This window comes from Kitasatospora sp. NPDC048407 (genome assembly GCF_043200475.1).
GTDB lineage: Bacteria > Actinomycetota > Actinomycetes > Streptomycetales > Streptomycetaceae > Kitasatospora.
This window is the reverse complement of the sequence record NZ_JBICXW010000024.1, coordinates 57,844-83,573: the sequence shown is the minus strand read 5'-3', so window position 1 is coordinate 83,573 and position 25,730 is coordinate 57,844. Positions and strand designations below refer to the sequence as shown.

General features: G+C 72.8%; 22 protein-coding genes. 15 read left to right on the top strand and 7 right to left on the bottom strand.

Features of this window, described 5'->3' with window-relative positions; translation table 11 throughout:
• The first annotated feature begins 7 nt into the window (after positions 1–7).
• From rimO to ACGFWJ_RS31240, 5 genes are all read left to right on the top strand, one after another.
• Positions 8–1,462, top strand: a complete 1,455-nt coding sequence (rimO, locus tag ACGFWJ_RS31260) for a 30S ribosomal protein S12 methylthiotransferase RimO (RefSeq protein WP_387866591.1) — start codon at positions 8–10, stop codon at positions 1,460–1,462.
• Complete coding sequence (gene pgsA / locus ACGFWJ_RS31255) at positions 1,459–2,094, top strand: CDP-diacylglycerol--glycerol-3-phosphate 3-phosphatidyltransferase (RefSeq protein WP_387648709.1); 636 nt, start codon at positions 1,459–1,461, stop codon at positions 2,092–2,094. The genes rimO and pgsA overlap by 4 nt, the downstream gene beginning before the upstream one ends.
• A complete protein-coding gene (locus tag ACGFWJ_RS31250) occupies positions 2,087–2,572 on the top strand; it encodes a CinA family protein (protein WP_387866593.1) in 486 nt (161 codons plus the stop codon). Before pgsA ends, ACGFWJ_RS31250 begins: the two co-directional genes overlap by 8 nt.
• Positions 2,573–2,887: 315 nt before the next feature.
• Positions 2,888–3,256, top strand: coding sequence for a helix-turn-helix domain-containing protein (locus tag ACGFWJ_RS31245; RefSeq protein ID WP_030457965.1), 369 nt, complete (start codon positions 2,888–2,890; stop codon positions 3,254–3,256).
• Positions 3,257–3,308: 52 nt separating this feature from the next.
• Entirely contained in the window at positions 3,309–3,554 is a 246-nt protein-coding gene (locus ACGFWJ_RS31240; RefSeq protein ID WP_392955470.1) for a hypothetical protein, read from the top strand.
• A gap of 48 nt (positions 3,555–3,602) precedes the next feature.
• Here ACGFWJ_RS31240 and ACGFWJ_RS31235 read toward each other — a convergent pair whose 3' ends face one another.
• A complete protein-coding gene (locus ACGFWJ_RS31235; protein WP_392955468.1) occupies positions 3,603–8,261 on the bottom strand; it encodes an ATP-dependent helicase in 4,659 nt (1,552 codons plus the stop codon).
• Between the two features lie 150 nt (positions 8,262–8,411).
• Between ACGFWJ_RS31235 and ACGFWJ_RS31230 the strand changes: the two genes are divergently transcribed.
• The 8 genes from ACGFWJ_RS31230 to rny all read left to right on the top strand — a co-directional run bounded on the left by ACGFWJ_RS31230 (position 8,412) and on the right by rny (position 16,902).
• On the top strand, positions 8,412–9,947 hold the full coding sequence (locus ACGFWJ_RS31230) for a S8 family serine peptidase (protein ID WP_392955465.1): 1,536 nt from the start codon (positions 8,412–8,414) through the stop codon (positions 9,945–9,947).
• A gap of 25 nt (positions 9,948–9,972) precedes the next feature.
• Positions 9,973–10,167 carry a DUF3046 domain-containing protein gene (locus ACGFWJ_RS31225; RefSeq protein ID WP_387648722.1) on the top strand — a complete coding sequence of 65 codons (195 nt, stop codon included), beginning with the start codon at positions 9,973–9,975 and terminating at the stop codon, positions 10,165–10,167.
• 34 nt (positions 10,168–10,201) lie between these two features.
• Positions 10,202–11,506 (top strand): AI-2E family transporter, encoded by a 1,305-nt coding sequence (locus ACGFWJ_RS31220; RefSeq protein ID WP_392955463.1) that lies wholly within the window; start codon positions 10,202–10,204, stop codon positions 11,504–11,506.
• 116 nt (positions 11,507–11,622) lie between these two features.
• Complete coding sequence (locus tag ACGFWJ_RS31215; RefSeq protein ID WP_387648728.1) at positions 11,623–12,156, top strand: SigE family RNA polymerase sigma factor; 534 nt, start codon at positions 11,623–11,625, stop codon at positions 12,154–12,156.
• Between the two features lie 17 nt (positions 12,157–12,173).
• Positions 12,174–13,043: a hypothetical protein gene (locus ACGFWJ_RS31210; RefSeq protein ID WP_392955461.1), complete on the top strand. Its 870-nt coding sequence runs from the start codon at positions 12,174–12,176 to the stop codon at positions 13,041–13,043.
• 216 nt (positions 13,044–13,259) lie between these two features.
• Positions 13,260–14,357: a recombinase RecA gene (gene recA / locus ACGFWJ_RS31205; RefSeq protein WP_387648734.1), complete on the top strand. Its 1,098-nt coding sequence runs from the start codon at positions 13,260–13,262 to the stop codon at positions 14,355–14,357.
• A 4-nt stretch (positions 14,358–14,361) separates the two neighbouring features.
• Complete coding sequence (locus ACGFWJ_RS31200) at positions 14,362–15,300, top strand: regulatory protein RecX (RefSeq protein ID WP_392955459.1); 939 nt, start codon at positions 14,362–14,364, stop codon at positions 15,298–15,300.
• A 198-nt stretch (positions 15,301–15,498) separates the two neighbouring features.
• Positions 15,499–16,902: a ribonuclease Y gene (gene rny, locus ACGFWJ_RS31195; protein WP_392955457.1), complete on the top strand. Its 1,404-nt coding sequence runs from the start codon at positions 15,499–15,501 to the stop codon at positions 16,900–16,902.
• Positions 16,903–17,012: 110 nt separating this feature from the next.
• Here the strand turns inward: rny and ACGFWJ_RS31190 are convergent, their stop codons facing one another.
• From ACGFWJ_RS31190 to ACGFWJ_RS31170, 5 genes are all read right to left on the bottom strand, one after another.
• Positions 17,013–18,719, bottom strand: a complete 1,707-nt coding sequence (locus ACGFWJ_RS31190) for an FAD-dependent monooxygenase (protein WP_392955455.1) — start codon at positions 18,717–18,719, stop codon at positions 17,013–17,015.
• Positions 18,720–18,826: 107 nt separating this feature from the next.
• On the bottom strand, positions 18,827–19,654 hold the full coding sequence (locus ACGFWJ_RS31185; RefSeq protein ID WP_392955453.1) for an amino acid ABC transporter permease: 828 nt from the start codon (positions 19,652–19,654) through the stop codon (positions 18,827–18,829).
• A complete protein-coding gene (locus ACGFWJ_RS31180) occupies positions 19,651–20,301 on the bottom strand; it encodes an amino acid ABC transporter permease (RefSeq protein WP_387648746.1) in 651 nt (216 codons plus the stop codon). The genes ACGFWJ_RS31185 and ACGFWJ_RS31180 overlap by 4 nt, the downstream gene beginning before the upstream one ends.
• A gap of 42 nt (positions 20,302–20,343) precedes the next feature.
• Positions 20,344–21,261: a glutamate ABC transporter substrate-binding protein gene (locus ACGFWJ_RS31175; protein ID WP_392955450.1), complete on the bottom strand. Its 918-nt coding sequence runs from the start codon at positions 21,259–21,261 to the stop codon at positions 20,344–20,346.
• 88 nt (positions 21,262–21,349) lie between these two features.
• Positions 21,350–22,117, bottom strand: a complete 768-nt coding sequence (locus ACGFWJ_RS31170; RefSeq protein WP_392955448.1) for an amino acid ABC transporter ATP-binding protein — start codon at positions 22,115–22,117, stop codon at positions 21,350–21,352.
• Between the two features lie 374 nt (positions 22,118–22,491).
• Here ACGFWJ_RS31170 and ACGFWJ_RS31165 point away from each other — a divergent pair, with 374 nt between their 5' ends.
• Entirely contained in the window at positions 22,492–23,229 is a 738-nt protein-coding gene (locus ACGFWJ_RS31165) for a response regulator transcription factor (protein WP_387648754.1), read from the top strand.
• A 6-nt stretch (positions 23,230–23,235) separates the two neighbouring features.
• Complete coding sequence (locus ACGFWJ_RS31160; protein ID WP_392955446.1) at positions 23,236–24,666, top strand: sensor histidine kinase; 1,431 nt, start codon at positions 23,236–23,238, stop codon at positions 24,664–24,666.
• A 2-nt stretch (positions 24,667–24,668) separates the two neighbouring features.
• Here the strand turns inward: ACGFWJ_RS31160 and ACGFWJ_RS31155 are convergent, their stop codons facing one another.
• Complete coding sequence (locus ACGFWJ_RS31155) at positions 24,669–25,706, bottom strand: TAXI family TRAP transporter solute-binding subunit (RefSeq protein ID WP_392955444.1); 1,038 nt, start codon at positions 25,704–25,706, stop codon at positions 24,669–24,671.
• Positions 25,707–25,730: the final 24 nt, after the last annotated feature.

Sequence of the window (25,730 nt, the reverse complement as noted above, 5' to 3'; positions counted from 1 at the left end):
TGGCGTCATGCCTGAACCCCGCACTGTCGCCCTGGTCACGCTCGGATGCGCCCGCAACGAGGTCGACTCCGAGGAACTCGCCGGGCGACTGGAGGCCGATGGCTGGCGGCTGGTCGACGACGCCAGCGAAGCCGATGTCGCCGTCGTCAACACCTGCGGGTTCGTCGAGGCCGCCAAGAAGGACTCCGTCGACGCCCTGCTCGAAGCCAACGACCTCAAGGGCCACGGCCGTACCCAGGCCGTGGTCGCCGTCGGCTGCATGGCCGAGCGCTACGGCAAGGAACTCGCCGACGCCCTCCCCGAGGCCGACGGCGTCCTCGGCTTCGACGACTACGCCGACATCTCCACCCGCCTGAACACCATCCTCTCCGGCGGCCACGTCGAGGCCCACACGCCCCGCGACCGCCGCAAGCTGCTCCCGCTCACCCCCGTCGAACGCCAGGCCGCCGCCGCCGAGGTCGCGCTGCCCGGCCACGGCACCCCCGAGGACCTCCCCGAGGGCCTCGCCCCCGCCTCCGGCCCGCGCACCCTGCGCAAGCGCCTGGACGACGCCCCGGTCGCCTCGATCAAGCTGGCCTCCGGCTGCGACCGCCGCTGCTCGTTCTGCGCCATCCCCGCCTTCCGCGGCTCCTTCATCTCCCGCCGCCCCAGCGACGTGCTGAACGAGGCCGTCTGGCTGGCCGGTCAGGGCGTGCGCGAGGTCGTGCTGGTCTCCGAGAACAACACCTCGTACGGCAAGGACCTCGGCGACATCCGGCTGCTGGAGACCCTGCTCAGCGAGATCGCCGCCGTCGAGGGCATCGAGCGGGTCCGGGTCAGCTACCTGCAGCCCGCCGAGATGCGCCCCGGCCTGATCGACGTGATGACCGGAACCGACAAGGTCATGCCGTACTTCGACCTGTCCTTCCAGCACTCCGCGCCCGCCGTGCTGCGCCGGATGCGCCGCTTCGGCTCCACCGAGCAGTTCCTCGGCCTGCTGGAGTCGATCCGCGCCAAGGCCCCCGAGGCCGGCGCCCGCTCCAACTTCATCGTCGGCTTCCCCGGCGAGACCGAGGAGGACTTCGCCGAGCTGGAACGGTTCATCACGCACGCCGGCCTGGACGCCATCGGCGTCTTCGGCTACTCCGACGAGGACGGCACCGAGGCCGCCGGCTACGACGGCAAGCTCGACCAGGACGTGGTCGACGACCGCGTCACCCGGCTCTCCAAGCTCGCCGAGGAACTCACCGCGCAGCGCGCCGAACAGCGCGTCGGCAGCGAGGTCACCGTGCTGGTCGAGTCGATCGAGGACGGTGTCGTCGAGGGCCGCGCCGTCCACCAGGCCCCCGAGACCGACGGCCTGACCACCCTGCTCGGCGCCGACGACGCCGAGATCGGGCAGTTCTACCGGGCCACCGTGGTCGGCACCGAGGGCGTCGACCTGGTCGCCGAGGCGATCACGCAGCTCGGAGCCGACGTATGACCAAGGGGCCGGGGGCCCCGGCCGAGACCCGGCCGACCCCGGCCGCCGTCCCGCCGCCGCAGCCCGGCCTGTGGAACATCGCCAACGTCCTGACGATGTTCCGGCTGCTGCTGGTCCCGGTCTTCGTGGCGCTGATGTTCGCCGACGGCGGGCACGACCCCAAGTGGCGGGCGTTCGCCTGGGCGGCGTTCGCCGTCGCCATGATCACCGACGTGTTCGACGGGGCGCTGGCCCGCAGCAAGGGCCTGATCACCGACTTCGGCCGGATCGCCGACCCGATCGCCGACAAGGCGATCATGGGCGCCGGCCTGATCGGCCTGTCGATCCTCGGCGACCTGCCCTGGTGGGTCACCGCCGTGATCCTGGCCCGCGAACTCGGCATCACCCTGATGCGGTTCTGGGTGATCCGCTACGCGGTCATCCCGGCCAGCCGCGGCGGGAAGCTCAAGACCCTCGCGCAGGGCATCGCCGTCGGCATGTACGTCCTGGTGCTCACCGGCCCGCTGGCCACCGGCCGCGCGGTGATGATGGCGATCGCCGTCGTCCTCACCGTCGGTACCGGCCTCGACTACGTGGTCCAGGCGGTCCGGCTGCGCCGGGAGGGCATCGCCCGGGAGCGCCGCGGTGAGTGACCTCGCCGCCCGCCTGCTCGCGGCGCTGGGGGCCGACGGCGCCACCCTGGCCGTCGCCGAGTCGCTCACCGGCGGCCTGCTGGCCGCCACCCTGGTCGACGTCCCCGGCGCCTCCGCGGTGTTCCGGGGCTCGGTCACCGCGTACGCCACCGACCTGAAGGCGTCCGTGCTCGGCGTGGACGAAGGCCTGCTGGACGTGTACGGACCGGTCCACCCCGTGGTGGCCCGGCAGATGGCCGAGGGGGCGCGGCACCTGCTCGGCGCCGACTGGGCCCTGGCCACCACCGGCGTCGCCGGGCCCGACCCGCAGGACGGACAGCCCGTCGGCACCGTGTACGTGGGCCTCGCCGGAGCGCGGGGAACAGAAGCACTGCCGCTCCGGTTGTCGGGTGGGCGTGACACAATCCGGCACCAGTCGGTGGACGCCGCGCTCGATCTGCTGCTGCGCCGGCTGACCGGGCCCGACGCCAACGGCTGACCATCACCGGCAGCCGGGCGGGGCGGGCCGAAACCCGTGAACCCGCAGCAGCCGATGGAGGAACGTGTTACACCGGATGCTCCGGCCGGGCCGAACCCGGTCGGACCGCCCCCGCGTCGACCAGGGTTCGACCGGGCGTCCGGAGCCGGACATCTGCCCGTCACGGGTGGTTCGACGGCCCGGAAGGGGAAGAACAGGGGAGGGGACGCCTTGCAGCCCAGAGTGAACACGACCCCGGTCCCCGCACGGGACACGGACAAGGCGGTACGGTGGGGTCGTGACATCTCGATCCGCAGTCCGAGGAGGGAGGCACCGATGATTCTGCTCCGTCGCCTGCTTGGCGATGTGCTGCGTCGGCAGCGCCAGCGCCAGGGCCGCACACTCCGCGAGGTGTCGGCAGCCGCCAGGGTTTCGCTCGGGTACCTCTCCGAGGTCGAGCGGGGTCAGAAGGAGGCGTCCTCCGAGTTGCTCTCCGCCATCTGCGACGCACTCGACGTGCGGATGTCGGAGGTCATGCGCGAGGTCAGCGACGAACTGTCGCTCGCCGAACTTGCGGCGATGGCCACCCTCTCCGAGGGTGACCTGTTGAGGCCGGTGCTCGAACCGGTTCCGCTGCCGGCCCCCGGCGTCGACCGGTCCGGATCCATCTCGCCCAAGGCGGCGATGGACGTGGTGGCGGCCTGACCGGACCTCGACCGTTCCGCACTCGCGGAGCGCCGGGTGAAGGAGGGGCGCAATGCCCGCGTTGCGCAGAGCGCTGCTGCTGGGTGCCACGGCACTGGTGGGCCTGGGTCTGATACTGCTGCTTACGGGCGGCACCGTGAGAGATGGCGGTGCCGCCCTCGGCATGCTTGCGGCCGGCTGGTGGGGGGCGGGGCTCATTCCGGTGCACGCGAAGACTGTGCGGGTGCGAGACCGGGGGCGCGGGGAACTGCGCGAAGCGGAAGGCATCCAACCGCGAGATCGCGACGCGGCAGAGTGACTTGCACGTGATCGCGACCTTGCGGACGGGCTTGCGCTTGTCGCGCAATCATCTGATCCGGTAGCCCTTCGGGGTGGCGTGGAATCCGGCCGTTTCCAGGTGGGGGCCCAGGGGGCTGGTGAGGGCGGGGTGGCCGTTGACGCGTTCGATGGTGAGGGGTTGGGACAGGGCGGTGAGGGCCGCGGTGACGGTCGGGGCGTCGGTGGACCAGGTGAGCAGTGACTTGCCGCCTCGTTCGAGGTAGAGGACCAGCTCGCCGTCGACCAGGGCGACCAGCGAACCGGCCTTGCGGGCGGGGCGGTGGGCGCCGGTGGTGTCCGCGGGGGGTTCCGGCCAGGGCAGCGCCGCGCCGAACGCGTTGGCGGGGTCGGCGGCGGCCAGTGCGATTGCCTGCGGGGCCTCCGCGGGTGTGCTCGTGGACCAGTCGCCGTTGGTGCGCTCCAGACGGGAGTTGACGGAGCGCAGGCGGTCCGCGGCGCCCTCCATGGCGAACTGCGCGCCGCCGAGGCCTTCCACGAAGTAGCCGCGGCGGGCCTTGCCGCGTTCCTCGTAGGCGGCCAGGACGCGGTAGACGCCGGCGAAGCCGCCGGGGACGCGTTCGGCGGTGACGGTGCCGCGGGTGAGGATGCCGTGGCGGTCCAGCAGGGCCTGGGCCTGGGCGGCGGCCCGTACGGTCGGGTCGCCGCCGAAGGACGGCAGCAGGGACCAGCGGCCGGCGGCCGTCGGCGGGCCGGAGCGGGAGCTGGGGCGGGCCAGGCCGCGGCCCGCGCCGCCGTAGCGGCCGCGCGGGGTGGAGCGGGGCGCCCGGTGGGCGGTGGCGCCGGCGGTGCGGCCGGAGCCGAGCAGGTTGCGCAGGGGGGCCAGGGTGTCGTTGGTGACGTAGCCGGCCCAGACCAAGTCCCAGAGGGCTTCGACGATCTCGGCGTCCGGGGTGTCGGGGACGCGTTCGGCGAGCTGCCGGAAGAACGCGCCGTAGCCGCCGGTGAGCGCCTCCAGCAGGGCGGTGTGGACGGGGCCGGGGGTGAGCGGCAGTGGTTCGGGGCGCAGCAGGTGGGCGTTCTCGGGCAGGTGGAGGCTGATCCAGCCGTCCTTGCCGGGCAGTGCGCCCGCGCCGGACCAGCCGATCTCGCCGGCGGCCATCAGTTCGTCCAGCAGGCCGGGGGAGTAGTCGGTGAGGCGGGCGGGCAGGACGAGCTTCTCGAGGGCGGAGGCGGGCAGGGCGGTGCCCTGGAGCTGTTCGACGACCCGGTAGAGGCCGTCGGCGCCGCGCAGGCGGTGCCCGGCGAGGTGCTGCCACTGGGGGAGGAACGCGGCCAGGGCCTTCGGGGGGACGGCTTCGACCTCGTGGCGGAGGGCGGCGAGCGAGCGGCGGCGCAGGCGGCGCAGGACGTCGGCGTCGCACCATTCGGGGGTGGTGCCGGTGGCAAAAAGGGGGGCGCGAAGCGCTTCGTCAGAAGGGTGGTGGTGGGCGACGGGCGGGCGGAACTCGCCCTGGACCAGGCGGCCGGCGGCGGTCAGGCGGTGCAGGGTGCCGGTGACGACGGCGCTGCCGAGGCCGAAGCGTTCGGCGGCCTCGTGGGCGGTGAACGGGCCGTGGGTGCGGGCGTAGCGGGCCAGCAGGTCGCCGAGCGGGTCCTTGACGGGCTCGGTGAAGGCTTCGGGGACACCGACCGGCAGTGGGGTGCCGAGGGCGTCGCGGAGGCGGCCGGCATCCTCGATGGCGGACCAGCGCAGGCGGCCGCCGATCCGGACCTGGATGACCCGGCGGGCGGCTTCGAGTTCCAGGGCCCAGAGCGGTTCGGCGCCGCGTTCGGTGAGTTCGTCCTCGCCGAGCGGGCCGAGCAGGCGCAGGGCGTCGGCGACGCCCTCGGCGTCCTTGATCCGGCGTTCGGGGGTGCGGCGCTGGAGTTCGGCCTCCAGGTCGGCGAGCACCTTCGGGTCGAGCAGTTCGCGCAGTTCGGCCTGGCCGAGCAGTTCGGACAGCAGCCGGGAGTCCAGCGAGAGGGCGGCGGCGCGGCGTTCGGCGATCGGGGAGTCGCCCTCGTACAGGAACTGGGCGACGTAGCCGAACAGCAGGGAGCGGGCGAACGGGGACGGTTCGGGGGTGGTGACCTCGACCAGGCGGACGGCGCGGGACTCCAGGTCGCGCATCAGCTCGACCAGGCCGGGGACGTCGAAGACGTCCTGCAGGCATTCGCGGACGGCCTCCAGCACGATCGGGAAGGAGCCGTACTCGGCGGCGACCTCGAGGAGTTGGGAGGCGCGCTGGCGCTGCTGCCAGAGCGGGGTGCGCTTGCCGGGGTTGCGGCGGGGCAGCAGCAGGGCGCGGCCGGCGCACTCGCGGAAGCGGGCGGCGAACAGGGCGGAGCCGCCGACCTGGTCGGTGACGAGCTGTTCGATGTCGCCGGAGTCGAAGACGGCGGCGTCGGCGCCGACCGGGGCCTCGTCGGCGGGCGGCGCCGCGATGCCGGAGGGGAAGTCGGCCAGCAGGTCGGCGTCGGGCAGGCGCAGCACGATGCCGTCGTCGCCGTGCATCACCTGCGGGTCGAGGCCGTGCTTCTCCCGCAGGCGGGCGCCGATGGCCAGCGCCCACGGGGCGTGCACCTGGGCGCCGAAGGGGGAGTGGATGATGATGCGCCAGTCGCCGAGTTCGTCGCGGAAGCGTTCCACCACGATGGTGCGGTCGTCGGGCAGGTGGCCGCAGGACTCGCGCTGTTCGGCGAGGTAGGCGAGCAGGTTGCCGGACGCCCAGTCGTCCAGGCCGGCCGCGCGGAGCCGGGCGGTGGCGGCGGCGGGCTCCATAGCGCCGACCTCGCGGACGAACGCGCCCACGGCGCGGCCGAGTTCGAGCGGGCGGCCGAGCGAGTCGCCCTTCCAGAACGGCAGCCGGCCGGGGATGCCGGGGGCGGGGGTGACCAGCACCTTGTCGTGGGTGATCTCCTCGATCCGCCAGGAGGTGGTGCCGAGGGTGAACACGTCGCCGACCCGGGACTCGTAGACCATCTCCTCGTCGAGCTCGCCGACCCGGCCGCCGCCCTTCTTGGGGTCCGCGCCGGCGATGAAGACGCCGAACAGGCCGCGGTCGGGGATGGTGCCGCCGGAGGTGACGGCGAGGCGCTGGGCGCCGGGGCGGCCGGTGACGGTGCCGGCGACGCGGTCCCAGACCAGGCGGGGGCGCAGCTCGGCGAAGGCGTCGGACGGGTAGCGGCCGGCCAGCATGTCGAGGACGCCGTCGAACGCGGACTGCGGGAGGGTGGCGAACGGGGCGGCGCGGCGGCAGAGCGCGAGCAGCTCGTCCACGTCCCAGGTGTCCAGGGCGGTCGTCGCGACCAGCTGCTGGGCGAGCACGTCCAGCGGGTTGCGGGGCACCCGCAGGGCCTCGATGCCGCCGGAGCGCATCCGTTCGGTGACCACGGCGGACTGCACCAGGTCGCCCCGGTACTTGGGGAAGACCACGCCGGTGGAGACCGCGCCGACCTGGTGCCCGGCCCGGCCGACCCGCTGCAGGCCGGAGGCCACCGAGGGCGGTGACTCGACCTGCACCACCAGGTCGACGGCGCCCATGTCGATGCCCAGTTCCAGGCTGGAGGTGGCGACCACGGCGGGCAGCCGGCCGGCCTTCAGCTCCTCCTCGACCAGGGCGCGCTGCTCCTTGGACACCGAGCCGTGGTGAGCCCGGGCCAGCAGCGGCGGGGCGCCGGCGGCGGCGCCGGAGCCGCCCATCAGCTCGGCGGGGGCGTGCGACTCGGGCAGCGGGGCACCGGTGGCCCGCTCGTAGGCGATCTCGTTCAGCCGGTTGCACAACCGCTCGGCGAGGCGGCGGGAGTTGGCGAACACGATGGTCGAGCGGTGTGCCTGCACCAGGTCGACGATCCGTTCCTCGACGTGCGGCCAGATCGACCCTTGCCGTTTCGGGTCGGTCTCCTCGGCGGGAGTGGCGGGCAGGTCGGCGAGGTCGGGGACGGGCACCACCACGGACAGGTCGAAACGCTTGTCGCTGCCGGGCTGGACGATCGCCGCGCCGCGCTGCGGGCTCAGGTAGCGGGCGACCTCCTCGACCGGGCGGACGGTGGCGGACAGGCCGATCCGGCGGGCCGGGCGGTCCAGCAGCTCGTCCAGCCGCTCCAGGCTGAGCGCCAGGTGCGCGCCGCGCTTGGTGCCGGCCACCGCGTGCACCTCGTCCAGGATCACCGTGTCGATGCCGCGCAGCGCCTCCCGGGAGGCGGAGGTGAGCAGCAGGAACAGTGACTCGGGGGTGGTGATCAGGATGTCCGGCGGGTGGGTGGCGAACTTGCGGCGGTCGGCGGCGGGGGTGTCGCCGGAGCGGATTCCGACCTGCACCTCGGGCTCGGGCAGGCCGAGCCGGACGCTGGCCTGCCGCAGGCCCGCGAGCGGGGCGCGCAGGTTGCGTTCGACGTCCACCGCGAGGGCCTTCAGCGGGGAGACGTAGAGCACCCGGCAGCGGCGCTTGGGGTCGGCCGGGGGCGGGGTGGAGCTGAGCCGGTCCAGGGCGGACAGGAAGGCCGCCAGGGTCTTGCCGGAGCCGGTCGGGGCGACCACCAGGACGTCCGTCTCCAGCCGGATCGCCGCCCAGGCCCGGGACTGGGCCTCGGTGGGGGCGGCGAACGCGCCGGTGAACCAGGACCGGGTGGCCGGCGCGAAGCCGTCCAGCGGGTTCGGGGACGGGGCGGGGACGGAGGTGGCCATGCACCCATGGTGCCCCGACGCGCTGACAGGTCAGGGGGTGGTCACCGTCTGCCGCAGCCCGCTCAGCAAATCGTATAAATCGCTCATATCGTGAGGAACCGGACGCCCGACCCCTCGGGCGTCCGGCCCGGCCGACGAGCGGAGCGTGCGATGGAGCAGGTGAGCCAGGCCCCCGACAGCACCCCACGGCGCCGCAGCGCCCGCATCCTCGGCGCCACCCTGCTCTCCGGACTGCTGCTCGGCGGAGCCGTCCCCTACGTCACCGGCACCGACGGCAGCTACCTCAGCTACCTGGTGCTGGACGAGCGCGCCGACGCCCAGGGCGCCGACCACGCCGCCGACCAGGTCCGGGCGGCCGGCGGGCAGGTCGTCCAGGGCTATCCGCAGATCGGCGCCGTGCTCGCCTACGCCGACGGCAGGTTCGCCGAGAAGCTGCGCGCCCGGCCCGGGATAGCCGGGGTCGGCGCCACCCGCACCGTTCCCGTGCCGTCCCCGCCCCGGCCGCTGGCCGGCGCCGCCTTCGGACCGGGGGCCGGCACCACCGACGCGATCGAGGCCCAGGACGACAGCACCGCCACCGTCCCCGACCCGGGCGAGCACAGCGACTGGAACCTCGCCATGATCGGCGCCGTCGAACGCCCCGTCGGCCACGCCGCGCTGCTGCACCCGCCGCTGGACCACCCGGCCGACCGCTCCGCCGACCGCACCGGCGCCGTCCCCACCGCCCAGCAGCTGTCCCAGGTCACCGTCGCGGTGCTCGACTCGGGCGTCGACGACACCCACCCCGACCTGCGCGAGGCCGTCGACCCCGCCGCCTCCGCGTCCTGCGCCGACGGCCGCCCCGACTCCCGCAGCGGCGCCTGGCGGCCCGACCCGGCCATCAACGAGAGCGGCCACGGCACCCACGTCGCCGGCATCGTCGGCGCCGCCCGCGACGGCCACGGCGTCACCGGCGTCGCCCCCGGCGTGCGGATCGCCGCCGTCCGGCTGCTCGGCCCGCTCGGCCAGTACTACGCGGAGAACATCGTCTGCGGCATGCTCTGGGCCACCGATCATGGCGCCCGCGCCATCAACGACAGCTACTTCGCCGACCCGTGGAAGTACAACTGCCCCGAGGACGCCGACCAGGCCGCGCTGATCGCCGCCGTCGGCCGCGCCGTCGCCTACGCCCAGCGCAAGGGCGCCGTGGTGGTCGCCTCGGCCGGCAACGACGCCCAGGACCTCGCCGCCACCCGGCCCGACCACCGCAGCCCCAACGACCGCACCGGCGGCCCCCCGCAGGACCGCGAACTCGGCACCGAATGCATCCGGCTGCCCGGCGAACTGCCCGGTGTGGTCACCGTCGGCGCCGTCGACCGCAACGGCCTGCCCGCCTCCTACAGCAACTACGGCCGGGGCCGGATCTCCCTCACCGCACCCGGCGGCGACCCGGACGGCGGCACCGACGGCGCCGTCATCTCCGACTGGCCCGGCGGCAAGTACGCCGCCCTGGCCGGCACCTCGATGTCCGCCGCCCACGTCACCGGCGCCGTCGCCGTGGTCGCCGCCCAGCACCCCGACTGGGACCCCGACCGGATCACCGCCGCGCTCACCCGGGCCGCCGACGGCAACTGCGTGCAGACCCTGCCGGTCGGCTGCGAGAACCGCGACTACTACGGCTCCGGCATCCTCGCCCTGCCGCACTGACCTGCCGGTACCGGATACTGGGCGCATGAGGCTGACCGAATTCTGGCGACGGATGCACCTGCACTTCGGCGAGGCGTACGCGGAGTCCTTCGCCCAGGACCACGTGATGGCCGAACTCGACGGCCGCACCGTCCGCCAGGCACTGGACGCCGGCTGGGAGGCCAAGGACGTGTGGCGAGTGGTGTGCGTCACCCAGGGAGTGTCCGCACAGCTGCGGTGACCCGATTCGCCGGTCGTTGGGTGAGACTTGGTCGGTGGCCAGCAGTGCAGAGACCCCCGACCAGCTTTCCGACGAACACCTCCCCGTGAGCGCCCCGCCGGGCACACAGAGCGGCGGCGACACCGCCGACCCCACCGGCCACCGGCTGCGCCGCGGCGGCGCCGGCAGCGGTGCGATGCCGCGCTGGCTGCCCAAGGCGATGCTGCTCGCACTGGTGGGCGTCGGCCTGTTCCAGCTCGCCGACTGGGCCTTCCACCAGCTGATCAACCTGTTCGTGATGCTGCTGGTCGCGTTCTTCCTGTCGCTCGCGATGGAACCCGCCGTCGACCGGATGGCCGCCCGCGGCGTGCGCCGCGGCGTCGGCACCTTCCTGGTGTTCATCGGCGTCGGCCTGGCCGTCGCCGGCTTCCTCACCGCGCTCGGCACCCTGATGGTCGACCAGGTCACCCAGGTCGCGGGGAAGCTGCCGCAGATGCTGCACGACGTGATCGACTGGACCAACCACACCTTCCACACCGAGCTGTCCCTCGACCAGCTCCAGCACCAGGTGCTCAAGGACTCCGGCACCATCGAGAAGTACGCCCAGCAGGCCGCCGACAACGTCTGGGGCGTCACCGGCACCGTGGTCGGCGGGCTCTTCCAGGCCTTCACCGTCGGCCTGTTCACCTTCTACTTCACCGCCGAAGGCCCCCGGGTGCGGCGCACCGTCTGCTCGATGCTGCCGCCCACCAAGCAGGCCGAGGTGCTGCGCGCCTGGGAGATCGCGCTCGCCAAGACCGGCGGCTACCTGTACTCCCGGGCGGTGCTGGCGCTGGTCTCCACCCTCGGGCACTGGGCGTTCTTCACGATCATCGGACTGCCGTACGCGGCCGCGCTCAGCGTCTGGGTCGGCGTCATGTCGCAGTTCGTCCCCACCATCGGCACCTACCTGGCGGGCGCGCTGCCCGTCCTGGTCGCGCTCACCGGCCAGCCGGTGGACGCCGTGTGGGTGCTCGGCTTCGTGATCGTCTACCAGCAGATCGAGAACTACCTGCTGCACCCGCGGATCACCGCCAAGACCGTCGACGTCCACCCCGCCGTCGCCTTCGGCGCGGTGATCGCCGGCGCCGCGCTGCTCGGCGCGGTCGGCGCACTGATCGCCATCCCCGCCGCCGCCACCCTGCAGGGCTTCGTCGGCACCTACGTGCGGCGCTACGAGGTCGAGGACGACCCGCGGATCGACCGCGGCGAGGAGCGCCGCCAGCGGCGACGGGAGGCCGTGCGGCGACTGCGGCAGATGGTGAGCGGCGGGCCGGCCGACGCCGGCGCGGAGCCGGAGGAGCGCCGCTCCGAGGTCTGACCACCCGCACCCCGCACCACGACCGACCTGCCGTCCGGAGACGTCCGGCAGGTCGGTCGTCGCATGAGTAAGCGGTTTGCCCCACCGCTGGGCTCTTGATGGGCGAGGAGGTGTTCATGGGCGACAAACAGATCGGTCCGGACGAGGAGTTCCGGGCGTTCATCGTCGGCGCCTGGCCCTGGCTGCTGCGGACGGCGTACCTGCTGACCGGTGACCAGCACGCGGCCGAGGACCTCGCGCAATCGGCGGCGGAGCGGACCTGCGCGGCCTGGTCGAAGGTGCGTCGTGCCGACGACGCGCACAGCTACGTGCGTCGGATCATGATCAACCAGCACGCCCGCCGCTTCCGGCGCCGTGCACCGGAAGTGCTCGTCGACGCCGTGCCGGACACCGCCGGGACCGAGGACGGGTACGCCCGCTCCGACCAGCGCCGGGTGCTGCTGACGGCACTCGCCGCACTGCCGCCCCGGCAGCGCGAGGCCGTGGTGCTCCGGCACTGGGAAGACCTGACCGACAGCCAGGCGGCCGCCGCCATGGGCTGCTCGACGGGGGCCGTGCGCAGCCACGCGGCCAAGGGGATAGCGAAACTGCGGGCGACCGCGGGGCTGAAGGAACTGACGGACATGACGCGTGTGGGAGGTGCGGTATGACTGCGGGGGAGAACGGAATGCCCGAGGTCGGTGGGGACCAGCCGGTCGAGCTGGGGCTCGCGGCGGCAGCGGAGGCCGTGACGATCGGCCCGGTGCCGGTCGACGGCATCCTGGACGGCGGACGGCGGATCCGGCGCCGGCGCCGCACGATGCTCGGCGCGCTCACGCTGGCCTCGGTGGTGGCGCTGGGCGGCGGCACGGCCGCGGGCCTGTACGGCTTCGGCGGGAACGGTTCGAACGCGCAGGCGGTCCAGGCCGCCGCCGGCGACTGCGCGGGAGCGTCGGCGAAGCCGCAGGCCGACGGGCGGGACCCGCTCAAGCCCCAGCGGCAGATGGTCACGGAGGGCACCACCGAGGGCAAGAAGTGGCAGGTCTGGAAGTCGCACTGGCCGCTCGCCCCGAAGGAGAAGGCGTATGAGCAGGCGGTGGCGATCTGGCAGGAGCGCCACGCCGCGGACCCGTCGCTCGAGAAGCCGACGGAGGCGTCCGTCCAGAAGTCCTGGAGCTCCACCGATGACATCATCGACCTGTACTCGACCGTCGACGGGGCGCGGCAGAAGCGCGACACGCTGGCCGGCATCCCGGCGCCCGGGAAGACTGCTGGGCAGCAGACGAGGAGCGTCCAGCTGAGCGTCTTCGACGGGGCGGGCACGCCCGGCGTGCCGCAGAACACGGTCACCCTGTCGATCGTCGGCCCGGCGCCCGCCAAGGGGGACGGGTGCCAGCCGGGCCAGGGCGCCAGTGGCGCGCCGCAGACCGGGAACAGCCCCGCGGACTCCCAGTACCAGGTGAACGGGGTGCAGACGCGGCCCACCGAGGGCGTCGGCGACTGGCGGTTCGCCGGCCAGCAGAGCGGCACGCCGACGGACTCCGGCCAGCACGGATAAGCAGCGGCCGGTGCGCTGTCGCGGCCCCGTCCCCGGAGGTTCGGGGGCGGGGCCGCGGTGTGTCGGGTGACCTTCGACTGGATTCGAACGTGTGTTCTTTGTACGCTTCGGCGCAGAGTTTTCCACAGGCCGAGCCCGATCTGGGCCGTTTGTCGGTGGGACGCGCTAGCGTCGATGACGATGAAGCGCAACGGACAGAACCCGAGGGTGGAAGCCATGGCAGGAACGGATCGCGAGAAGGCCCTGGAGGCCGCACTCGCCCAGATCGAACGGCAGTTCGGCAAGGGCTCGGTGATGCGCCTCGGCGAGAAGGCGAACGAGCCGGTCGAGGTGATCTCCACCGGGTCCACCGCGCTCGACGTGGCGCTGGGCGTGGGCGGCATCCCTCGCGGCCGAGTGGTCGAGATCTACGGCCCCGAGTCCTCCGGCAAGACCACCCTGACCCTGCACCTGGCCGCCAACGCCCAGAAGGCCGGCGGCACCGTCGCCTTCGTCGACGCCGAGCACGCGCTCGACCCCGAGTACGCCAAGAAGCTCGGCGTGGACACCGACGCCCTGCTGGTCAGCCAGCCGGACACCGGTGAGCAGGCGCTGGAGATCACCGACATGCTGATCCGCTCCGGCGCGATCGACCTGGTGATCATCGACTCGGTGGCCGCGCTGGTCCCGCGCGCCGAGATCGAGGGCGAGATGGGCGACTCGCACGTCGGTCTCCAGGCCCGTCTGATGAGCCAGGCGCTGCGCAAGATCGCCGGTGCGCTGAACCAGTCGAACACCACCGCGATCTTCATCAACCAGCTGCGCGAGAAGATCGGTGTGATGTTCGGCTCCCCCGAGACCACCACCGGTGGCCGGGCGCTGAAGTTCTACGCCTCGGTCCGCCTCGACATCCGGCGCATCGAGACCCTGAAGGACGGCACCGAGGCGGTCGGCAACCGCACCCGCGTCAAGGTCGTCAAGAACAAGGTCGCCGCGCCGTTCAAGCAGGCCGAGTTCGACATCCTCTACGGCGTGGGCATCAGCCGCGAGGGCGGCCTGATCGACATGGGCGTGGAGCACGGCTTCATCCGGAAGTCCGGCGCCTGGTACACCTACGAGGGCGACCAGCTCGGCCAGGGCAAGGAGAACGCCCGCAACTTCCTGCGCGACAACCCGCAGCTGGCCGACGAGATCGAAGCCAAGATCAAGGGCAAGCTCGGCATCGGCCCGAAGCCGGCCGAGGGCGAGGGCGACGCCCCCGCCGTGGAGATCCCGGCCGCGGCCGCCCCCGCCAAGGCGGCCGCCAAGAAGACGGCGGCCGCCGCCAAGGGCTGAACCGTTGACACACCGGCATGACGCCGACCACCCGGCACCGGGCCCGTCCGAGGACGAGCCCGGTGCGGGCGTATGGGCGGACGAACAGAACGACGCATCCGGCCCGCCGGACTGGTTCGCGGCGGTCGCGGAGGACGACGATCCTTCCGGCCCGCCCGACTGGTTCGCGGCGGTGGCCGAAGAGCCGCCTGCGGCGGGAGATCCGTCTTCGGGCGAGTCGCCTGCGGTGGGGGAGCTGCCCGGGCTGATGCGGGCGTCCGAGCTGGCCGGGGGGCGGCGTCGGCGGCGCAGCGCGCTGGGCGAACTGCCGGTCGCGGCACCGGCGGAGGAGCGGCCGCGGCCGAAGCGACGGGCGAAGTCCGAGCGTTCGGAGGGTTCGGAGCGCTCGGAGCGTCCGGCGGGCGAGGCGGGCGCGCGGGGGAAGCGGCGTGGGCAGGGGGCTGCCGCCGAGCAGGGGGATCTGGCGGAGCGGGCCCGGGACATCTGCCTGCGACTGCTCACCGGGGCCGCCAAGTCCCGCAAGCAGCTGGCCGATGCGCTGCGCCGCAAGGAGATCCCGGACGAGGTCGCGGAGCAGGTGCTGTCCCGGCTGGAGGAGGTCGGGCTGATCGACGACGCCGCCTTCGCCGAGGCGTGGGTGGAGTCCCGGCACGCGGTGCGCGGACTGTCCCGGCGGGCGCTGGCCCAGGAGTTGCGCACCAAGGGCGTCACCGGCGAGACCGCGGAGCAGGCACTGCTGCAGGTCGATGCCGAGGACGAGTCGGAGGCCGCCCGGACGCTGGTGGCACGGAAGTTGCGCTCCACCGCCGGGCTGGACCGGGAGGTGCGGATGCGCCGGCTGGTCGGGGTGCTGGCCCGGCGCGGCTACTCGGAGGGCCTGGCGTACCGGGTGGTCCGGGAGGCGCTGGACGCGGAGCCGGCGGAGGAGGGCGAGGACTGGTAGCACGGAGTCTCGGCCGGTGCCGTTCGGCGCTGTCCGGCGCTGTTCGGCGGGAGGACATGATGACTGCTGATCAGATCATCGGAGCCAATTCTCGATCGCATCTTGACCGTTTCGTAACCTCGGCCTAGCCTCGCACTCAGTGGCTGGACGATCGCGGAGGTCATCTCAGCGGCCGCGCGCAGGACGGGGAGTGGCCGGATGGGGATCGCTCAGGACACCGGAACCGGGTCCTCCCTGCTGCTGGTTGCGGGCCTACTGATCGTCGCGCTCGGCCTGGTGCTGGCCGTCGGCTTCCGGATGCTCCGGCAACGCCGCGCCGAACTCGACCGCCGCGAGGAGCGGTTGACCGCCGAACTCCACCGCCTGCACCAGCACGAGGACGAACTCGCCACCCGCGCCACCGAGTCCGAGCGGGTGCGCGGCGAACTCGCCGAACGGGACACCGAAAGCCGGCTGCTGCTGGAACGCACCGCGGGGCTGACGTCCGCCCAGGCCCGTGACGAAGTGGTCCGCGGCGCCGAGGCCGAGGCCCGCCGGGAAGCCGCGCTGACCGTCCGGGAGATCGAACGGCAGGCCGTCGTCGAGGGCGAGGGCCGGGCCCGCGAGATCATCGCCTCGTCCGTCCAGCGGCTGGCCGCCGAACACACCGCCGAGACCGTGGTCACCACGCTCCGACTGCCCAGCGAGGACATGAAGGGCCGGGTGATCGGCCGGGAAGGCCGCAACATCCGGGCCTTCGAAGCCGTCACCGGCGTCAACCTGATCGTCGACGACACCCCCGGGCTGGTCCAGCTCTCCTGCTTCGACCCCGTCCGGCGGGAGAGCGCCCGGCTCACCCTGGAGTCGCTGCTCACCGACGGGCGGATCCACCCCGCGCGGATCGAGGAGACGCACGAGCGCAGCCGCAGCGAGGTCGAACGGCTGTGCGTCCGGGCCGGGGAGGACGCGCTGCTCACCGTCGGTATCGGCACCGTCGGCGAGATGGCGCCCGAACTGGTGCGCACCCTCGGGACGTTGCGGTACCGCACCTCCTACGGGCAGAACGTGCTCGGGCACCTGGTGGAGTCCGCGCACCTGGCCGGGATGATGGCCGCCGAACTCGGCGTCGACCCCGAGCCCGTACGGCGGGTGGCGCTGCTGCACGACATCGGCAAGGCACTCAGCCACGAGGTGGCCGGCAGCCACGCCCTGATCGGCGCGGAATTCGCCCGGCGGCACGGGGAGTCGGCGGAGGTCGTCCACGCGATAGCGGCCCACCACGGCGAGGTCGAGGCGAAAACCGTCGAGGCGGTGCTCACCCAGGCCGCGGACGCCTGCTCGGCCGGGCGTCCCGGCGCGCGGAAGGAGTCCGTGGAGGCGTACGTCCGGCGGCTGGAGCGGCTGGAGGAGATCGCCCGGGCGCACGACGGCGTCACCAAGGTCTACGCGATGCAGGCCGGGCGGGAAGTCCGGGTGATGGTGCAGCCGGAGAAGGTGGACGACGTGCGCGCTCAGGAGATCGCGCGGGACGTGGCTCGGCAGGTGCGGGAGGAACTGACGTACCCGGGGCAGATTCGGATCACGGTGGTGCGGGAGAGTCGTGCGACAGAGGTGGCGCGCTAGCGAGGGCAGGGCGCGGGTGGGCGCGGAACCGGGGCGCGGGGAACGGCGCGACAAGCGCAAGCCCGTCCGCCACTCGCGAGCACGTGCAAGTCATGGTCTGCGGCGCGATCTCACGGTTGAGCGTCTTCCGATTCGCGCAGTTCCCCGCGCCCCTGGTGGTGCCCTCCTTGGTGGTGCTCTCCCTGCAGGGGGGCTGTGAGGGTGTGGAGGGTTTCGGGGTGGAGGCCGGGGGTGGTGCCGAGGAGGTGGCCGTCGGGGCGGATGAGGAGGACGGTGTGGGGGGTGGCGCCCGGGTAGGCGTCGGTGACCAGGACCTCGGTGGGGACGGGCAGGGCGTCGGCCAGTTCGGTGAGGCGGGGCATCAAGCCGGTGCCGAGCCAGTGTTCGGCGGACCACACGGTGGTGCCGGGGGCGACCAGGAGGAGCAGGAACGCGGTGCCGAGGCGGGCCCGGAGGGTGTCGGCGGTGCCGTCGGCGGTGACCACGGGCAGGTCGGGGACCTGGACGCCGGGGGCGGTCGGGGCGAGCTGTTCGGTGAGTGAGGTGCCGCGGCCGGTGCCGCGCTGCTCGGGGAGGCGGACGGCGACGCCGGAGGGTGTCGCCGGGTAGGCGGGGGCGCCGCCGAAGCGGCCGGTGCCGAGCTGGCCGTCGGCGAGCAGCGGAGCGTTCTTGCGGAAGGAGCCGGAGATCAGCGCGCGCCGGGTCTGGGCCCAGCCGCGCAGCGGGCGGAGCAGCGGCATGGTCTGGTCGACGGCGCGCAGGCGGGCGCCGACCGCGCCGCGGCGTTCGGTCTCGTAGCCGTCGAGCAGGGCGCTGTCGGCGGGGGAGCCGCCGGGTGGCAGGTGCCAGGCGAGGGCGAGCCGCCAGGCGAGGTTGTCGGCGTCGCGCAGGCCGTCGGCGAGGTTCTGCATGCCGAGCGCGCCGTGCAGGTGGGCGGCGTCGCCGGCCAGGAAGCAGCGGCCGGTGCGGAAGCGGCCGGCCAGGCGCTGCTGGTAGGTGTGGTCGGCGGCGGCGAGCAGTTGGTGCGGGGGGAGTTCGCCGCACCAGCCGGTGAGCGCGGAGGTGACCCGGGTGACCAGGGTGTCGCCGGTGACGATGCCCGGCCAGGTGGCGTGCGGGTCGACGGGTTCGGTGGGCTGGGGCCGGCCGGGGGGCAGCCGCCAGTCGAGTCGCCACACGCCGTCGGGCAGCGGGCGGGCGGAGGCTTCGCGGTCGCCGCGCCACGGGGGTTCGCGGTGCAGCCGGGCCTCGCCGGGGAAGGGCAGGTCGACGCGGACGGTGGCGACGGCGTGCCGGTCGACGGCGGGACGGCCGGGGAAGCGGACCTTGAGGAGTTTGCGGACGGTGGAGCGGGCACCGTCGCAGCCGACCAGGTGGCTGCCGCGCCAGCTGGTCTCGCCGTCGGCGGAGGTGGTGCGGACCGTCACGCCGTCGCGGTCCTGGGCGAGTTCGACCACCCGGTGCCGCGGGAGGAGGCGGATCAGCGGGGTGGCGGTGGCGGCGTCGCGCAGGCCGCGCTGGAGGCGGTGCTGGGCGAGGTGCAGGACCGGCTCGTCGTCCAGCGGCAGCCGCAGTACCTCGGCGCGGCGGCGCCAGACGGTGAAGGCGTCCCAGCGGGCGGCGTCGGAGCCGACCCGGGTGTAGCCGATGCGGTCGAGGAAGGCGGCGGTGTCGGAGCCGAGGACGACGGTGCGGGGGCTCTCGGGGCAGACGCCGGTGCCCTCGTCGAGGACCACGCTGGGAACTTCGCTGCGGGCGAGGGCGAGGGCGAGGGCGAGACCGACCGGCCCGGCCCCGACGATGATCACTGGATCCATGTCGGGGCCTTCTGGCCGGCGGTGCCGGCGGCCGTTTCGTCAGCTGCCGGGTGGGAGGTCCCAGGTGGTGTCACGAAGAGCAATGCAACAGATCACCTGGGTGTCCGTCAAGCAGCGGTTGTGCTGCGGCGGCTCGCGCCGCGGCGGCCGCGGGACTCGATCCACCGGGCGAGGGCGGTGAGGGCGAGGCACATCGCGATGTAGATCGGGGTGCCGATCAGGACCACCGGGATGTACGGGTAGCCGTCCGAGTTGGAGGCGATGAGCTTCATCTGCCACAGCAGCTCGGGGTAGGTGATGATGTAGCCGAGCGAGGTGTCCTTGAGGGTGACCACCAGCTGACCGATGATCGCCGGGAGCATCGAGCGGACGGCCTGCGGCACCAGCACGATGCCCATCACCTGGGTCTTGCGCAGGCCCAGGGCGTAGGCCGCCTCGGCCTGGCCGCGGGGGACGGCGTTGATACCGGAACGGATGATCTCCGCCTGCACGGCCCCGTTGTAGAGGGTCAGACCGATCACCAGCGCCCACATCGGCTGGGCGCCGAACGCCGCGCGGTACAGCGCGAAGATCATGATGACCAGCGGCATGGCCCGGAAGAACTGGACCACCACATTGCTGGCGACGCGCACCGGGAAGTGGTCGGAGAGCCGGCCGGCGGCTAGCAGCGAGCCGAGGACCAGCGAGCCGACCGCGGCCAGGCCGAAGGCCTCCAGGGTGGACAGCGCGCCGTCGAGGATGCGCTGCTGGACGGCCGTGTACTCGAACGGCGACCAGAGCACGGCGTCGAACTGCCCGGCGTCGGAGAGGCGGACGACGACGTACCAGATCAGGCCGGCGATGCCGGCCAGGCCGAGCAGACCGAGGATCAGGTTGCGGACCCGGGCCCGGGGGCCGGGGACGTCGTACAGGACGGAGGCGGCGCGGGTGCTCATCGGGCCACCGCCACGCGACGCTCCAGGGTGGAGAACACGGCGTTGATGCTGAAGCTGATCGCCAGGTAGGCGAGTGCGATCCAGAAGAAGATGGCGAAGATGTCGTATGCCTCCTCGGACAGGACCTTCTGGAAGCTGAACAGCTCAGGCACGTTGAAGGCGCCGGCGATGGCCGAGTTGCGGGGCAGGGCGATGAACACCGAACCCATCGGGGCGATCACCGAGCGGGCCGCCTGTGGCAGCACCACCAGCCGGAGGGTCTGGCCGAAGCCCATGCCGAGCGAGCGGGCCGCCTCGGCCTGGCCGATCGGCACGGTGTTGATGCCGGCCCGCAGTACCTCGCAGACGAAGCTGCCGGTGTAGGCGCTGAGCGCGATCACCGCGAGCGTGAAGCTGCTGAAGTGCACGTCCAGCGGCGGCAGGACGAAGGTCACCGCGAAGAACAGCAGGGTCAGCGGGGTGTTACGGAAGATCGTCACCCAGGCGGTGCCGAATATTCGGAGCACCGGGACGGGCGAGACCCGGAAGGCCGCCAGCACGACGCCCAGTATCAGGGCGAAGAGGGCGCTGAGCGCGCTCAGTTCGATCGTCCGCAGGAAACCCTCGGCGAATGCCGAGAAGTTTCCGTTCTCGAAGATCAATCCCATGCCGGCGGCCCTCCTTTCTCAGTAGTTGGATCTGACCGGACGTCAGCCGGCGATCGGGTCCAGGGCCGGGATGGCCGGCGCGGCGGAGCCGGACAGGCCGAGGGTGGCGTCGTACGCCTTCTTCCAGTCGCCGTTGTCCTCGTGCGCCTTCAGGGCGTCGTTGATCGCCTTCTGCAGCACCGCGTCGCCCTTGTTCAGGCCGACGCCGTAGCGCTCCTCGGAGAAGGGGGTGCCGACGACCTTGAGCTTGCCCTGGTTCTTCGCGGCGTAGCCCTTGAGGATCGAGTCGTCGGTGGTGACCGCGTCGACCTCCTTGGTCAGCAGCTTCTCCACGCAGAGCGAGTAGTTGTCGAACTGGGTGACCTTGGCCTCGTACTTCTGGATGTTGCCGATCGAGGTGGAGCCGGTGGCGGTGCAGACCGACTTGCCCTTGGTGGACTCGGCGCCGGTGATCTCGGTGTTGTCCTTGTTCACCAGCAGCGACTGGCCGGCGATGTAGTACGGGCCGCCGAACGCGACACCCTTGTCCTTGCGGGTCTGGGTGATCGAGTAGGTGCCGACGTAGTAGTCGACCTGGCCGCCGGTGATCGCGGTCTCGCGGTTGGCGGAGGCGATGGTGGAGAACTCGATCTGGTCGGCCGAGAAGCCGAGGTCGGCGGCGATCATCTTGGCGATCTCGATGTCGAAGCCGCTGCGCTTGGTGGTCTGGACGTCCTCGAAGCCGAGGTACGGCTGGTCGGCCTTGGCGCCGATCTTCAGCTTGCCGCGCTTCTTGGCCTCGGTCCACGCCGGCGAACCGTCCAGCTTGGCGTCGGTCTTGACGGTGTAGGTCGGCAGCTGCGGGGCGGCCGAGCCGTTGGGGGCGGCGGTGTCGCTCGGGGAGCCGTCCTTGCCGCAGGCGGCGACTGCCGTCAGGGCGAGAACGGACAGGGCGGCGGCAACAGTGCGACGGGCCTTCATGCGGTCGTTCTTCTCCTCGGGTGGGGGCCACGGCAGGCTCCGGGCCACTGCGAACTGACGATTACTGACGCTTGATCGACTGCGGGACTCAGTGCTGCAGGATCTTGGACAGGAAATCCTTGGCACGGTCGGAGCGCGGCGCGGTGAAGAAGGCGTCGGGGGTGTTCTCCTCGACGATCCGGCCGTCCGCCATGAACAGCACGCGGTTGGCCGCGGAGCGGGCGAAGCCCATCTCGTGGGTGACCACGACCATGGTCATGCCCCGCGCGGCGAGCGAACGCATCACCTCGAGCACCTCGTTGACCATCTCCGGGTCGAGGGCGGAGGTCGGCTCGTCGAAGAGCATCACCTTCGGGTTCATCGCCAGCGCGCGGGCGATCGCCACGCGCTGCTGCTGGCCGCCGGACAGCTGCGACGGGTACTTGTCGGCCTGGGCGCCGACGCCCACCCGCTCCAGCAGTTCGCGGGCCGTCTTCTCGGCCTCGGCCCTGGCGACCTTGCCCACCTTCACCTGGGCGAGCACCACGTTCTCCAGCACGGTCTTGTGCGAGAACAGGTTGAAGGACTGGAACACCATGCCCACCTGGGCACGCAGCCGGGCCAGTTCGCGGCCCTCGGCCGGCAGCGGCTTGCCGTCGACCTCGATCGTCCCGGAGTCGATGGTCTCCAGCCGGTTGATGGTGCGGCACAGCGTCGACTTGCCGGAGCCGGACGGGCCGATCAGCACCACGACCTCACCCTGGGCGATCTCCAGGTCGATGTCCTGCAGCACGTGCAGGGCGCCGTAGTGCTTGTTCACCCCGCGCAGGGCCACCAACGGCGCGGTTTCGCGCAGCTCGACACTGTTCTCGGTCATCGCCGTCCGCTCCCTCGTCCTCCGAACCCGGGGCCAACTCGCTTGGTCCGCAGAGCCGGTGATGGTCCGTCTGATGTTCGGGGGGGCCGGAGCCGGCGGAGCTCTCGGCCCCCCGAACGGGGCGACTTTAGGCAGGTACACGACGCCCAGTCAGCCGATCTGAGCTGAACTTGAGGATCACGGTTCGGCTACGCCGGGTAGTCACCGCACGCCGAATACCGGAGCTGTAACGGACCGGCCGATGCGGTTGACCTGGTGACGCCGGATGGGAGTGGATGCCAGGATGGCCCGGTTCCACATCGGACCGAGCCATGCCGCCCGACTGCCGACGGCGGCCCGCACGCACACCGGCGAACACCGCAGGAAGGAGCCCGATGCGCCTGCTCCTGGTCGAGGACGACGACCGCGTCGCCGCCGCTCTGGTCGCGGTGCTGGGCCGGCACGGCTTCCAGGTCCGGCACGCCCGCAGCGGCCACGAAGCGCTGGACGCGCTCGTCCCGGACGGCAGCGAGCCCTACCGGGTGGTGCTGCTCGACCTCGGACTGCCCGACCGCGACGGCTTCGAGGTGTGCAGCCGGATCCGGGCCGGCAGCGGCGTCCCGGTCATCATGGTGACCGCCCGCGCCGACATCCGCTCCCGCATCCACGGACTCAACCTCGGTGCCGACGACTACGTGGTCAAGCCGTACGACATGGGCGAACTGCTCGCCCGCATCCACGCGGTGGCCCGCCGCGGCACCCCCAAGGGCGCCGAGGAGAGCGGCCCCGAGTTCGACGGCCCGCTGGCCTCCCGCGGCGTCGAGATCGACCGCGAACGCCGCCGGGTCAGCGTCAACGGACGCGACGTGCCGCTCACCCGCAAGGAGTTCGACCTGCTGGCGCTGCTCGCCCAGAGCCCCGGCGTGGTCTACCGCCGCGAGCAGATCTTCAGCGAGGTCTGGCGCTCCGGCTGGGAGGGCAACGGCCGCACCCTGGAAGTCCACATCGGCTCACTGCGCACCAAACTCGGCCTGCCCGGCCTGGTCGAGGCCGTCCGCGGCGTCGGCTACCGGCTCATCCCCGACGACCCCGAGGGCCCGGCCGGGCCCGCCGGCGACACCGCGGAGCGCTGACCACCCGTGCGCAACCGCCTGCTCGGCATCCTGATCGCCCTGATGGCCTGCGTGCTGGCCGCCCTCGGAGTGCCGCTGGCCTACTTGATCGCCTCGTCCGAGCAGTCCAAGGTCGTCGTCGACCGGATCGACGACGCCGCCAGGTTCGCCCAGGACCTGCCCACCCAGGGCGGCGCCAGCACCAGCGCCGTCAAGGGCGACCCGCAGCCCGTCCCCGGCGACGACGGCCGGCGGCACGCCCTGACCAGCGAAGCCGCCCGCTACCGCGAGCTGTACGGCGCCCGGATCGGCGTCTTCCAGCGCGACGGCAGCGCCGTCGCCGTCGCGCCCGGCGACTGGCACGCCCCCGAGGACGGCCCCGGCGCCCAGGCCTACCGGGAGGCACTGGCCGGCCGGCGCAGCCACAACCCGCCCCAGGTGTGGCCGTGGACCACCGACCGCACCCTCACCGTCGCACTGCCCGTGGTCCGCGACGGCGACGTGGTCGCCGTGGTGCTCACCGAATCGCCCACCGGCCCGCTGCGCGCCCGGATCCTGCACCGCTGGCTGGTGCTGGCCGGCGGCGAGGCGCTCGCCATGATCGTCGCCATCCTGCTCGCCATGCGCCTCACCGGCTGGGTGCTGCGCCCCGTCCGCACCCTCGACCGGGCCACCCACGACATCGCCACCGGACGGCTCGGCGCCCGGGTCGCCCCCAGCGGCGGACCGCCCGAACTGCGCCGCCTGGCCCGCTCGTTCAACGACATGGCCGACCACGTGGTGCTCGCCATCGACCAGCAGCGGGCCTTCGTCGCCGACGCCTCCCACCAGCTGCGCAACCCGCTGGCCGCACTGCTGCTCCGGGTCGAACTGATCGGACTCGACCTCCCCGAAGGCAGCGAGGAGGAACTCGCCGCCGTCCGCGAGGAGGGCGCCCGGCTCGCCCGCGTCCTCGACGACCTGCTCGGACTCGCCACCGCCGAAGGCTCCCGGCCCGAACCCGAACCCGTCGACCTGGCCGAACTGGTCTGCACCCGGACCGACGCCTGGCAGCCGCTCGCCGACCGGCGCCAGGTCCGGCTCCAGTGGCAGGGACCGCCGATGGCGCACGCCTGGGCCGACCCGATCGGCTTCGGCAGCGCGCTGGACGCCGTCCTCGACAACGCGCTCAAGTTCTCCCCCGTCGGCAGCACCGTCCGGGTCGGCCTGACCATCACCAAGGACGAGGTCACCGCCACCGTCACCGACGCCGGACCCGGCCTCACCGAGGAGGAACTCGCCCGGATCGGCGACCGGTTCTGGCGCTCCTCCCGGCACCAGAACGTCGACGGCTCCGGCCTCGGCCTCTCCATCGCCCGCACCCTGCTGCTGGCCGGCGGCGGCAGCCTCGGCTTCGCACCCGCCGAACCGAACGGGCTGAGCGTGCTGCTCACCGTGCCGCGCCGGAAGTGGAACTGACGTCAGGGTTTGACCGACTGGTAGTAGCGCTTCGCGCCCTCGTGCAGCGGCAGCGGATCGGTGTACACCGCGGTGCGGAGGTCCACCAGCTGCGCCGCGTGCACCTCGCCGCCGATCCGGTCCCGGCTGTCGATCACCACCCGGGTCAGCGCCTCCACCAGTGCCGGGTCCATGCTCGCCCGGGTCACCAGCAGGTTCGGCACCGCCACCGTCGGCACCGGCGTGTGCGGTGGCCCCGCCAGCGGGTAGGCGTCCGCGGGGATGGTCGCCGCCCGGTACGCGTCCATCCCGCCGCCCTCCAACTTGTGCAGCGGATCCGACAGTTCGCCCAGCGGCACGATCCGGATCGGGGTGTGCTCCGAGAGGTCGGTCAGCGCCGCCGTCGGTAGGCCGCCCGACCAGAAGAACGCGTCCAGCTGCTTCGCCTGCAACGCGTCCGCCGCGTCGCCCACCCCCAGCTTCTTCGGCTGGATGTCCGTGCCCGGGTTCAGGTGCGCCGCCTCCAGCAGCCGCTTGGTCACCAGGTTCACGCCCGACCCGTCCTGGCCCACCCCCACCCGCAGCCCGCGCAGGTCCGACACCGTCTTCACCGGCGAATCCGCCGGCACCACCAGCTGCATGTAGTCGTCGTACAGCCGGGCGATCGCCCGGAGGTCCGGCTTCGGCCGGTCCTGGTCCTTCAGGAAGCTGGCCACCGCGTCCGCCGTGGCGATCGCGAAGTCGTCCTGGCCCGACACCAACCGCTTCAGGTTGTCCAACGAGCCCTCGGAGTTGTCCAGCCGGACCTTCACCCCCGGCATCGCCGACCGCATCGAGTCCTTCAGTAGCACCCCGTACCGGTCGTACACCCCGCGCGGAACCCCGGTCGCGAACGCCGCCTCCCCACGCAGCCCCGACCCCGTCCGCGCCGAGGACACCCACCACCCACTCGCACCGGCCACCACCAGCAGCAACACCGCCAGCACGCGCACCAGCGGACTGCGCACCGCGGAACGCAGCACGGCACCGGTGGTTCTGGGCGGATCGGTCGAAGCAGCCATGCAGGGATACTGCCAGCCGGGACC